This window comes from Inquilinus sp. (genome assembly GCF_057815775.1).
This window is the reverse complement of record NZ_JBYRFX010000553.1, coordinates 1-10,980: the sequence shown is the minus strand read 5'-3', so window position 1 is coordinate 10,980 and position 10,980 is coordinate 1. Positions and strand designations below refer to the sequence as shown.

The window sequence follows — 10,980 nt, the reverse complement described above, 5'->3', positions numbered from 1 at the left end:
TGCATGCGCGAAAGTCCGGTGTCGCCGATCACATGGCGGCGGACGACACCCACGCGCTGGCGCTGGCGCGCCGCATCGTCGCCAACCTGAACACGCGGAAGCCGGTCGACATCCCGCTATCGGCGCCGCGCGAGCCGCGCTCCGACACGGCCGAGCTTGACGGCATCGTGCCGACCGACACACGCAAGCAATACGATGCGCGCGAGATCATCGCGCGGCTGGTCGATGCTTCCGAGTTCGACGAGTTCAAGGCGCTGTACGGCACGACGCTTGTCACCGGCTTCGCGCACCTGGCCGGCATTCCGGTCGGCATCCTCGCCAACAACGGCATCCTGTTTTCAGAGAGCGCGCTCAAGGGCGCGCATTTCATCGAGCTGTGCTGCCAGCGCCGCATTCCGCTGCTGTTCCTGCAGAACATCACCGGCTTCATGGTCGGATCGAAATACGAACGCGGCGGCATCGCCAAGGACGGCGCCAAGCTGGTCACCGCCGTGGCCTGCGCCAAGGTGCCGAAGCTGACCCTGCTGATCGGCGGCAGCTTCGGCGCCGGCAATTACGGCATGTGCGGGCGGGCCTACGGGCCGCGCTTCCTGTTCATGTGGCCGAACGCCCGGATCTCGGTGATGGGCGGCGAGCAGGCGGCGAATGTGCTGGGCCAGGTGCGCCGCGACGGTATCGAGGCCAAGGGCGGGACCTGGCCAGAAGCGGAAGAGGAGGCGTTCAAGGCGCCGATCCGCGACCAGTATGAAAGCCAGGGTCACCCCTATTACGCCTCGGCGCGGCTGTGGGATGACGGGGTGATCGACCCGGCCGACAGCCGGCGGGTGCTGGCGCTGGCGCTCTCCGCCGCCCTCAACGCGCCGATTGAACCGACACGCTTCGGCGTGTTCCGGATGTGATGGGGACTTTATGCTCGCTCAGTTTCTCTACGACATCCTCCGGCCCCATCACTTCCTGATCGAGACGCAGAGCTTCTTCGAATGGCTCGGCGAGACGCTGGGCGCGGTGATCGGCTTCATCATCCGGGCGATCCGCGGCGTGGTCGACGGCCTCAGCGGGGCGGTCAACGACTTCCTCGGCGGCATGGCCCATGCCATCGGCATGAACGCGTCGATCTTCTCCTTCGCGCTGCTGGTGATCGGCCTGCTGCTGCTCTACACCGCCATCCGCGCCTTCATCCGCAGGGCCATCATCGCCGGCATCATCTGGGCGCTGCTCGGCCTCATGGTCCTCAGCTGGGTGGTGCGATGAGCGCGATTCGCGTCGAGACCGAGGGCGGCGTCGGCACGGTCATCATGGACCGGCCGGACCGGCACAATGCCTTCGACGAGCATGTCATCGCCGACCTGACCGCGGCGTTCGCGCGCCTCGGCCAGGATGATGCGGTGCGTGCCGTGGTGCTGCGCGCGACGGGCAAGAGCTTCTCGGCCGGGGCGGATCTCGACTGGATGCGCCGGATGGCGGACTACGATGAGGCCGCCAACCTGGCCGATGCCCGGGCGCTGGCCACGCTGATGCGGACCATCGACACCCTGCCCCAGCCGACCATCGCCCTGGTGCAGGGCGCGGCCTATGGCGGCGGCGTCGGCCTGGTCGCCTGCTGCGACATCGCCATCGCCACCGAGGCGGCGAGCTTCTCGCTGTCCGAGGTCAAGCTCGGCCTGATCCCGGCCGTGATCAGCCCTTATGTCATCCGCGCCATCGGCGCCCGCGCCGCCCGCCGCTACTTCCTCACCGCCGAACGCTTCGACCCGGTCGAGGCACGGCGCCTCGGCCTGGTGCATGAGCTGGTGTCGGGCGACGGGCTGGACGAGGCGGCGCGCCAGATCCTGGCCGCCCTGCGCGGCAACGGCCCGGCAGCGGTGCGGGCGGCGAAGGATCTGGTCGCCGCCGTGGCCGGCCGGCCGCCAGCCGAGGTCGAGGAGGACTGCGCCCGCCGTATCGCCGCGATCCGCGCCGGCGACGAAGGCAAGGACGGCGTCGCCGCCTTCCTGGAGAAACGCAAGCCAGCTTGGATGGCGTAAAGCGCTTCAGGTGTCCGTTGACCAGCCGCGCAGCACGTTGACCAGGAACAGCAGCATCGAGACGAGGGTCAGCAGCGAGCCGACGATCACCGGCCCCTGCTGTTCCTGGGTCAGGGCGAGGTAGATGCCGACCGGCAGGACCACGGCGCCGGCCAGGGCGATCCAGAAATGCAGGGTCGCCAGCCCACCGCCCTTGGCGAGGCCGAGCCGGTAGCCGATGCCGAAGATCGCGAGCGAGACCCAGCCGACCAGGTTGATGTGGGTGTGCACCGGCGCCAGCTGGAAGTTGTGGGCCATGCCCATGGTGATGCCCATCACCATGCCGGCCAGTCCCAGCAGGATGGCCGCCACAAAGAAAAATCGGTCGATCCGCGCCATCATTCCCCCTCGCTGATTGAGGCCCGGACGGCCCTTCCGTCCGGCGATCCCGCAGTCCGGCGTCCGCACCAGCCCAGCACCACGGGTGGGCCGGATCCGGTCATCCGCCAGTCGTCCGCAGTCTGATCCGGTTTGCGGATATCGGCACTCCCCCAGGATTAGGGGTCGGTCGGATCAGGCTTTTGCCAATTTCGATGTGTTGACAACATTTGCTTATGCAAATTATGATTTGGCAATCATCACCCGGTACGGGGTGAACCCATGCGGATCGGAAGGCTCTCATGTCGAAATCGACGGACACCGCCCTGTTGATCGCCCGCCTGTCGATCCTGCCGCTGTTCCTGATCAGCGCGTCGGGCAAGCTCTCAGGCTTCGATGCGCTGCAGGCGACGATCACGGCCAAGGGCCTGCCGGCCCCGGTGCTGTTCGCGATCCTGGCATCGCTGGCCGAGCCGGTGGGGGCGCTGGCCCTCGGCGTCGGCCTGTTCGGTCGCCTCGCCGCCGCAGGCCTGGCTCTCTACACGCTGCTGGTCAGCTTCGTGATCCACAATTTCTGGGCCATCGACGGGGCCGCCGCCTATGGCCAGGAGGTCAATTTCCTCAAGAATATCGGCCTGATCGGGCTGTTCCTGGCCCTCGCCATCCTCGGGCCGGGCCGGATCTCGCTCGACCATGTCTGGAAGACCCGGCGCGGGCCGCAGGCGGCAGGCCAGGCCGCCTGACGATGGGCGACGGCACGGGGCCGGCCGGGCCCACAGCGGGTGTAGGTCCCCGGCCATCGTTGCAATCGGCCGGCAAAAGCGGGCTAATTGCCCGTCTGCCCCCGATGCGAGACAGCGATTTGGAACCGTACCGATTCACCAACGCCTTTCCCTATCTGCTCACGCGCGTTGGTGTCCGCATGGGCGAAGTGTTCGCCCAGGAACTCGCCGAACAGGGGCTGACCCTGCACATGTACCGGGTGCTCGCGGCCCTGTGGGAAAAGGACGAGCAGAGCCTGGGTGACCTCAGCCAGATGGTGTCGAGTGAGAATTCGACCTTGTCGCGGCTGGTCGGGACCATGAAGCGGATGCGCCTGGTGACACGGCATCGGCTGGAGACGGACGGCCGTTCGGTCCGCATCGGTCTGACGCCGGAAGGCCGCACGGTGACCGAACGGCTGATCCCCCGGGCGATGCATTACGAATCGGTCGCCGTCCAGGGCTTCGACGGGGCCGAGATCGCCGACCTCAAGGCCAAGCTGGTGCGGGTCTTCAACAACCTGCAGGAGATCGCGCCGGAGCCTGCCGCCGAGGAAGCTCCGGTCGAGAAGAAGGCGCGGGCGCCACGCTCGCGCCAGCCCCTGCGATCCGAACCCGCCCGGCGCAAAGCCGCCAAGGTCCGCCTGGGCTGATTGCCTGGCCTGCCGCCCTGAACAGGGCGGGGCCGCGTCGTCCGGCATCGACAGGGCTCGGATGCATGCAGTATGCCGGAGGGGCGGGCCCGGCTGGTGCCGGCGCCCTCCTGGATAGGCGTGACGAACCGTGATCAGAAGCGATGTCGCCGTGCTCGGGGCCGGGATCATCGGCGTGTCGGCGGCGCTGCACCTGCAGGCCCGCGGCCGCTCGGTGGTGCTGGTCGACCGCCGCGCCCCGGGGGAGGAGACCAGCCACGGCAATGCCGGGTTGATCGAACGGTCCAGCGTCGTGCCCTACGCCTTCCCCCGCTCGGTGGTGGATGTGCTGCGCTACGCCGCGAACCGGCAGATCGACGCCCGCTATCACTGGAGCTTCCTGCCGCGGATCGCGCCCTGGCTGTTCCAATACTGGCGCCAGTCCTCGCCGGCTAGGCTGGCCGAGGCGGCGCAGGCGATGCTGCCGCTGATCGAACGCTGCGTCGACGAACATTGGCCGCTGATGGAGCAGGCGGGCATCACCCATCTGGCGCGCGAGACCGGCTGGATCGCGGCCTATCGCACCGCCCGCGGCCTGGAAGGCGGCCTGGCCGAGGCGGAGGCGGCCGCGGCCCACGCCCTGCGCTGCGCCGTGCTCGACCCCGCCGGGTTGCGGGCGATGGAGCCGCATCTGCGCGATGGGCTGGCCGGGGCGGTGCATTGGCTCGACCCGGTCTCGGTCTCCGACCCCGGTGCGGTGACCAAGGGCTATGCCGATCTGTTCGTCCGGCGTGGCGGCCGGCTGGTGCGGGGCGACGCCCGCGGGCTGCAGCCGGCGGAGGGCGGCTGGGCCTTGCCGGGCGAGGACGGGCGGATCCTGGCGCGCGACGCCGTGGTGGCGCTCGGCCCATGGTCATCGGATGTGGTGCGGCCGCTCGGCTACCGCATCCCGCTTGCGGTCAAGCGCGGCTACCACATCCATTACCGCCCGCAGGGCAATGCCGTGCTGCATCGCCCGGTGCTCGACGCCGAGAGCGGCTATGTCTTGACGCCGATGGCGCGCGGCCTGCGCCTGACCACGGGGATCGAGATGGGGCCGCGCGACGCGGCGCCGACGCCGGTGCAATTGGCGGGCGCCGAAGCCGCGGCGCGCACGCTGTTCCCGCTGGACGGCCGGGTCGAGGACCAGCCCTGGATGGGCGCACGGCCGTGCCTGCCCGACATGCGGCCGGTGATCGGCCCGGCGCCGCGGCACAAGGGGCTCTGGTTCGCCTTCGGCCACGCCCATCACGGCTTCACCCTTGGCCCGGTCACCGGCCGGCTGATCGCCGAGATGCTGACCGGCGGTGAGACGGTGATAGACCCGGCGCCTTACCGGGCCGACCGGTTCTGATGTCCGGGGCGGTGCCGCCGCTCGATCCGATTCCCGCCCTGCTGCCGCGGGGCCCGGGGCATCAGTTCGTGCTGTATGGCGACGCTTGTTCCGGCGTTCCCGGTGCCCTGCATGAGCGAACCTTCGCCGCGGTCAACGCAACCCTCCGCCGCCTCGCGCCGCAGCCGGAATTCATCCTGTTCCCGGGCGACGAGATCATCGGCCTGACCGCCGACGCCGCGGCGCTGCGGGCGCAGTGGCGGTATTGGCTGGATCACGAGATGGGCTGGCTCGACCGCTTGGCGATCCCGGTCTGGCACACCACCGGCAACCACACCGCCTATGACGGGATGAGCGAAGCGCTGTTCCGCGATGTGCTCGATATGCCCCGGAACGGGCCGCCGGGGCAGGAGGGCCTGTCCTACTGGGTCCGCCGTGGCGACCTGCTGATGGTCTTCGTCCACACGCTGTGGACCGGCCTCGGCGGCGAAGGCCATGTCGAGACCGACTGGCTGCGCCAGGTGCTGGAGCAGCATGCCGATGCCAGGCACAAGCTGGTCGTCGGCCATCACCCGGTCCATCCCGTCAACGGCTTCTCCGGACCCTGGCAGCGCGAGATCGGACCCGACCACGCCCAGCACTTCTGGAGCGTGCTGGTCGAGGCCGGCGTGCTTGCCTATGTCTGCAGCCACATCCTGGCCTATGACGCGCAGGTGCATGACGGCGTGCTCCAGCTCTGCACGGCGGGGGCCGGCACCGCCCACCGCATGCCGGAGGGGGTGGAGTATCTGCACTGCATCCAGGCGGCGCTCGATGCCGGAGGCCTGCGCTGCCAGGTGCTGGACACGGATGGGCGCGTGCGGGAGCGGCTGGACTGGCCGCTGCCGCCGGTGACCGACGGCGCATGGCGGACTCTGCCGGCGGGCGAGGGGGCCGCGCCGCTGATTGGCAGTCTGGATCCGGACCGCTTCGTCACATTCCGCTTCACCGGCCGGGCGGCGCCGGCGGGGACCAGTGCCGCGCAGACCCTGCTGTCGGCGCACGACCCCGGCAGCCTGGCGCCGCTCTGGATCGGACTGCGCGGACCGCGCCAGGTCCTCACCGTGATCTTGGGGCGTGAGCCGGGCCGCTGCCCGCATTACTGGTTCGGCCCGGAAACGCGGCCGGGGGCTCCCTTCGACATCCAGCTGCTGCTCCATCCCGGCATGGGGCCGGGCGGCGTGATGTGCCGCCCTGGTGAAGGCCAGCCCTGGTCCTCGCTCTCGGCCGCCTCGCCCTTCGGGATCGAACGGCTGGAATGGCCGTCGCGGTGGAGCGTCGGGCATGGCCAGCGTGGCCTAGCCGATCGCGGGTTCCAGGGGACAGCCCTGACGGGGGCGATGGCGACCGGCTGAGACCGGTGGCGTGGTCCGCACCCCGCGTCTAATCTGCGGGTGATATCCGTTGCGGGAAGACGACCATGTTCGATCCGGCCACGCTTGCCCTGTTCATGGCGGCCGCCCTGGCGCTGAACCTGACGCCAGGCCCCGACATGCTGTTCTGCTTTGCCAATGGCGTCGCCCGCGGTCCGCGGGCCGGCTTCGCGGCGGCACTCGGCATCGGCGGCGGGGCCGCGGTGCACACCACGGCCGCGGCGCTGGGGCTGGCCGGGCTGTTCGCTACTTCGCCGGTCGCCTTCGAGATCCTGCGCTGGGGCGGGGCCGCCTATCTGCTCTGGCTCGCCGTCAAGGCGCTGCGCGGCTCGGCCACCGGGCTCGGCGCGGCCGGGCCGCTGCCGCCACGCCGGCCGGGGCGGATCTTCCTCGACGGGCTGGTGACCAATGTGCTGAACCCGAAGGTGGCGCTGTTCTTCATCGCCTTCCTGCCGCAGTTCATCGACCGCTCGCATGACGCGGTGCTGCAGATCCTGGTGCTGGGCACGCTGCTCAACCTGTCCGGCACCATCGTCAATGCAGCGGTCGGCCTGTCCTCCGGCGGCATCGGCCGGCTGCTGGCGCGGCAGCCCCTGGTGGCGCGGCTGCTCAACGGCTTCACCGGCATCGTCTTCCTCGGCCTGGCTGCCAGGCTCGTCCTTGCCGATGGCCGCCCGAAATAAGGCTTCGATTTCCCGCATGCGAAGCGGATGACCCCTGTTAGATTGTTGCTCAAATCAAGCGGCAGCTCCGGGACGGGAATGTTCGACACGCTTCTGATCGCCAATCGCGGAGAGATCGCCTGCCGGGTGATCCGCACCGCGCGGCGCCTCGGCCTGCGCACTGTCGCCGTGTATTCCGACGCGGATGCCGGCGCCCGCCATGTCGCCGAGGCGGACACCGCGGTGCGGATCGGCCCGGCTCCGGCACGCGAAAGCTATCTGAAGGCCGACGCCATCCTGGCCGCCGCGGCGGCCACCGGGGCCCAGGCGATCCATCCCGGCTACGGCTTCCTGTCGGAGAATGCGGAGTTCGCCGAAGCCTGCGCCAAGGCCGGCATCACCTTCGTCGGTCCTCCCCCCTCCGCCATCCGGGCCATGGGTGGCAAGAGCGAGGCCAAGGCGCTGATGGCGGCGGCTGGGGTGCCGCTGGTGCCCGGCTATCACGAGGCCGACCAGGATCCGGCGCGTCTCGCGGCCGAGGCGGCGCAGATCGGCTTCCCCGTGCTGATCAAGGCCTCGGCCGGGGGTGGCGGCAAGGGCATGCGCGTGGTGGAGAAGGCGGAGGAGTTCGCCGACCAGCTCGCCGGTGCCAAGCGCGAGGCGTCCTCGTCCTTCGGCGACGACCGGGTGCTGATCGAGCGCTACCTGGCCCGGCCACGCCATGTCGAGATCCAGGTCTTCGCCGACAGCCACGGCCACTGCGTCTATCTGTTCGAACGCGACTGCTCGATCCAGCGCCGGCACCAGAAGGTGGTGGAGGAGGCGCCGGCCCCCGGCCTCGACCCGGCGATCCGCAAGGCGATGGGCGAGGCCGCGGTCGCCGCCGCCCAGGCCATCGGCTATGTCGGCGCCGGCACGGTCGAGTTCCTGCTCGACGCCGATGGCCGCTTCTACTTCATGGAGATGAACACCCGGCTGCAGGTCGAGCACCCGGTGACCGAGGCGATCACCGGGCTGGACCTGGTCGACTGGCAGCTGCAGGTCGCGGCCGGCGGCACGCTGCCGCTCGGCCAGGATGATCTCGCCATCAATGGCGCCGCGATCGAGGTCCGGCTCTATGCCGAGGATCCGCAGGCCGGCTTCCTGCCGCAGACCGGGCGGCTGGCGCATCTCGACCTGCCCGAGGCGGCGCCGCATGTGCGAATCGATTCGGGCGTGCGCCAGGGCGATTCGATCTCGATCCATTACGACCCCATGATCGCCAAGCTGGTCGTCTGGGACCGCGACCGGCCGGCGGCGGTGCGGCGGCTGCGCCGGGCGCTGGACCAGGCGCGCATCGCCGGCCTCGCCACCAATCTCGATTTCCTCCGGGCGATCGCCCGCCACCCGGCCTTCGCCGCGGCCGAGCTGGACACCGGCTTCATCGGCCGCCATGCCGCCGACCTGCTGCCGCCGCCCGCGCCGGCCGCTGCCGACGACATCGCGCTGGCCGGGCTCGGCCTCGTGCTCGGCCGCCGGCGCGACCGGGCCAGCCCCTGGGGCCTGGCCGATGGCTGGCGGCTGAATGACGAGGCGGTGGAGACGCTGCGCCTGACCGACGGCGAGGCCGAGATCCCGGTGGCGGTGCGCTATCGCCGGCACGGCAGCCTGTCCATCACCACGCCGGAGGGCCCGGTCGAGGTCAGCGGCCGGCTGCAGGATGGCGTGCTCACCGCCCGGCTCGGCGACCGCACGCTGCAGGCCACGATCGTCGCGGCGGGAGAACGGGTCGCGGTGCTGCGCGACGGCACCGACCGGATCTTCGGCATCATCGACCCGCTGGCCCATGCCGGCGAGGATGCTGCCGCCACGAACCGGCTGACCGCGCCGATGCCCGGGCGGGTGATCGCCGTGCTGGTCGAATCGGGGGCCAAGGTCACCAAGGGCCAGCCCCTGATCGTGCTGGAGGCGATGAAGATGGAACACACCGTGGCCGCACCGGCCGACGGCATCGTCACCAGCCTGCCCTTCGCCGCCGGCGACCAGGTGGAGGAGGGGGTGGCCCTGATCGGATTCGAGGCCGCCTGACATGACCCGTCTCCCCGCCGCCGTCCGCATCGTCGAGGTCGGTCCGCGCGACGGGCTGCAGAACGAGAAGACGGTGGTGCCGCTCGACGCCAAGGTCGGGCTGATCGACCTGCTGTCGGCGACCGGGCTGGCAACGATCGAGGCCGGCGCCTTCGTCAGCCCGAAATGGGTGCCGCAGATGGCCGATTCGGCCGAGGTGATGGCCCGGATCGCGCGGGTACCCGGCATCTCCTATCCCGTTCTGGTGCCGAACGAGACCGGGCTGGACGCAGCCCTTGCCGCCGGGGCGACCGAGATCGCGGTGTTCGCCGCCGCCTCGGAAAGCTTCAGCCGGCGGAACATCAACTGCTCGATCGCGGAGAGCCTCGCCCGATTCGCCCCGGTGATCGCCCGGGCCGCGGCGGCCGGGCTGAAGATTCGCGGCTATGTCTCCTGCGTGCTCGGCTGCCCCTATGAGGGGGAGGTGCCGGCGGCGAAGGTGGCCGAGGTGTCAGCGGCGCTGTTCGGCCTCGGCTGCTATGAGATCAGCCTGGGTGACACCATCGGGGTCGGCACGCCGGGCAAGGCCGTGGCGCTGATCGATGCGGTGGCGGCCCGGGTGCCGCGCGAAGCGCTGGCCGTGCATTGTCACGACACCTACGGCATGGCGATCGCCAACATCCACGCGGCGCTGGACCGGGGCATCGCCGTGGTCGATTCGGCCGTGGCCGGGCTCGGCGGCTGCCCCTATGCCAAGGGCGCCACCGGCAATGTCGCCACCGAGGATGTGCTCTATCTGCTCGACGGGCTCGGCATCACCACCGGTGTGGCGATGGAGCGGTTGCTCGCGGCCACCCGATTCGTCTCTGATGTGCTCGGGCGGCCGCCGGCATCGAAGGTGGCCCGCGCCCTGATCGCCCGGGAAACCGGCGCCTGATTCCCGAAACCTGGCCGTCGCCGATGTGGGGCCATGGAGGAACTGTGCCTGTCCATCTGTTGAAGGTCGCGGTCGGCATTGCCGAACCGGCCCAGCTCGAAGCGGTCCAGCAGGGCCGGCGCCACATCGTCGACGGGCGCGAGGTCGTCTACGGCTACACCAAGCGGATGCCGACCCGGCGGGACGACCTGATCGGCGGCGGCTCGATCTTCTGGGTCATCCGCCACGTGATCCTGCTGCGCCAGCCGATCCTCGACCTGTTCATGGTGACCGACGAGGACGGCGACACCTATTGCCGGCTGCTCTATGCGCCGGAGCTGGTGGCGGTGGAGGCCCGGCCGCTGCGCGCCTTCCAGGGCTGGCGCTATCTGGATCCGGCCACGGCACCGCGCGATCTGTCGAGTTCGGAGAGCGACCTGCCGGCCCATTTGCAGCAGGAACTCAGGGCTCTCGGGCTGCTCTGAGAAGAAATTCACGGAACTGCAAAAAAGCGCTTGCGCGGTCCGGATCACCCCCCTATAAACCGCTCCACCGACGGCGACGCCGCGGCGACGGCCTCGAAAGAGACCGAAGCGAGCGGCGGGCAGCTGAAGAAAAAAAGGTTGCAAAAGCCGCTTCGGTAAACGAAATACACGACCTCTGCCCTGGCGGGCCTACCTGGAAGGGAAGGCGCGGCGGGCGGATGCGGCTCTGGAGCTTGAGAAATCGAGTGAAGAGCCGACGGATCTTGGACAAGTTGGATGAGAGTGGAGAAGGGATACGCGGCCGGCGGTTTGG

General features: G+C 70.0%; 12 protein-coding genes. 11 read left to right on the top strand and 1 reads right to left on the bottom strand.

Translation table 11 applies throughout. From position 1 onward, the window contains the following. The 3 genes from AC3XYG_RS19260 to AC3XYG_RS19250 all read left to right on the top strand — a co-directional run. Positions 1–899 (top strand): carboxyl transferase domain-containing protein (locus AC3XYG_RS19260; RefSeq protein WP_489141476.1); only part of this gene is annotated, 899 nt, incomplete at its 5' end. Positions 900–909: 10 nt separating this feature from the next. Continuing rightward, on the top strand, positions 910–1,251 hold the full coding sequence (locus AC3XYG_RS19255; RefSeq protein WP_489141475.1) for a hypothetical protein: 342 nt from the start codon (positions 910–912) through the stop codon (positions 1,249–1,251). Then, the gene (locus tag AC3XYG_RS19250) at positions 1,248–2,024 is read left to right on the top strand and encodes an enoyl-CoA hydratase/isomerase family protein (protein ID WP_489141474.1); all 777 of its coding nucleotides are present in this window, start codon (positions 1,248–1,250) and stop codon (positions 2,022–2,024) included. Before AC3XYG_RS19255 ends, AC3XYG_RS19250 begins: the two co-directional genes overlap by 4 nt. Before the next feature lie 6 nt (positions 2,025–2,030). Here the strand turns inward: AC3XYG_RS19250 and AC3XYG_RS19245 are convergent, their stop codons facing one another. Beyond that, positions 2,031–2,405, bottom strand: a complete 375-nt coding sequence (locus tag AC3XYG_RS19245; RefSeq protein WP_489141473.1) for a hypothetical protein — start codon at positions 2,403–2,405, stop codon at positions 2,031–2,033. 278 nt (positions 2,406–2,683) lie between these two features. Here AC3XYG_RS19245 and AC3XYG_RS19240 point away from each other — a divergent pair, with 278 nt between their 5' ends. From AC3XYG_RS19240 to AC3XYG_RS19205, 8 genes are all read left to right on the top strand, one after another. Next, positions 2,684–3,124 carry a DoxX family protein gene (locus tag AC3XYG_RS19240; RefSeq protein ID WP_489141472.1) on the top strand — a complete coding sequence of 147 codons (441 nt, stop codon included), beginning with the start codon at positions 2,684–2,686 and terminating at the stop codon, positions 3,122–3,124. 119 nt (positions 3,125–3,243) lie between these two features. Beyond that, positions 3,244–3,795: a MarR family winged helix-turn-helix transcriptional regulator gene (locus tag AC3XYG_RS19235; RefSeq protein ID WP_489141471.1), complete on the top strand. Its 552-nt coding sequence runs from the start codon at positions 3,244–3,246 to the stop codon at positions 3,793–3,795. A gap of 130 nt (positions 3,796–3,925) precedes the next feature. Beyond that, positions 3,926–5,167, top strand: a complete 1,242-nt coding sequence (locus AC3XYG_RS19230) for an NAD(P)/FAD-dependent oxidoreductase (RefSeq protein WP_489141470.1) — start codon at positions 3,926–3,928, stop codon at positions 5,165–5,167. Beyond that, on the top strand, positions 5,167–6,540 hold the full coding sequence (locus AC3XYG_RS19225) for a metallophosphoesterase family protein (protein WP_489141469.1): 1,374 nt from the start codon (positions 5,167–5,169) through the stop codon (positions 6,538–6,540). The genes AC3XYG_RS19230 and AC3XYG_RS19225 overlap by 1 nt, the downstream gene beginning before the upstream one ends. A gap of 65 nt (positions 6,541–6,605) precedes the next feature. Further along, positions 6,606–7,241, top strand: a complete 636-nt coding sequence (locus AC3XYG_RS19220; RefSeq protein ID WP_489141468.1) for a LysE family translocator — start codon at positions 6,606–6,608, stop codon at positions 7,239–7,241. A 78-nt stretch (positions 7,242–7,319) separates the two neighbouring features. Further along, positions 7,320–9,287 carry an acetyl-CoA carboxylase biotin carboxylase subunit gene (locus AC3XYG_RS19215; RefSeq protein ID WP_489141467.1) on the top strand — a complete coding sequence of 656 codons (1,968 nt, stop codon included), beginning with the start codon at positions 7,320–7,322 and terminating at the stop codon, positions 9,285–9,287. 1 nt (position 9,288) lies between these two features. Next, complete coding sequence (locus AC3XYG_RS19210; RefSeq protein ID WP_489141466.1) at positions 9,289–10,203, top strand: hydroxymethylglutaryl-CoA lyase; 915 nt, start codon at positions 9,289–9,291, stop codon at positions 10,201–10,203. A gap of 44 nt (positions 10,204–10,247) precedes the next feature. Next, positions 10,248–10,667 (top strand): DUF1489 family protein, encoded by a 420-nt coding sequence (locus tag AC3XYG_RS19205; protein WP_489141465.1) that lies wholly within the window; start codon positions 10,248–10,250, stop codon positions 10,665–10,667. The last annotated feature ends 313 nt before the right edge of the window (positions 10,668–10,980 follow it).

Coding starts and splice junctions, on each gene's coding strand:
- AC3XYG_RS19225 (WP_489141469.1), top strand. CDS start 5,167: ATGTCCGGGGCGGTGCCGCCGCTCGATCCGATTCCCGCCCTGCTGCCG.
- AC3XYG_RS19220 (WP_489141468.1), top strand. CDS start 6,606: ATGTTCGATCCGGCCACGCTTGCCCTGTTCATGGCGGCCGCCCTGGCG.
- AC3XYG_RS19210 (WP_489141466.1), top strand. CDS start 9,289: ATGACCCGTCTCCCCGCCGCCGTCCGCATCGTCGAGGTCGGTCCGCGC.
- AC3XYG_RS19240 (WP_489141472.1), top strand. CDS start 2,684: ATGTCGAAATCGACGGACACCGCCCTGTTGATCGCCCGCCTGTCGATC.
- AC3XYG_RS19215 (WP_489141467.1), top strand. CDS start 7,320: ATGTTCGACACGCTTCTGATCGCCAATCGCGGAGAGATCGCCTGCCGG.
- AC3XYG_RS19255 (WP_489141475.1), top strand. CDS start 910: ATGCTCGCTCAGTTTCTCTACGACATCCTCCGGCCCCATCACTTCCTG.
- AC3XYG_RS19250 (WP_489141474.1), top strand. CDS start 1,248: ATGAGCGCGATTCGCGTCGAGACCGAGGGCGGCGTCGGCACGGTCATC.
- AC3XYG_RS19245 (WP_489141473.1), bottom strand. CDS start 2,405: ATGATGGCGCGGATCGACCGATTTTTCTTTGTGGCGGCCATCCTGCTG.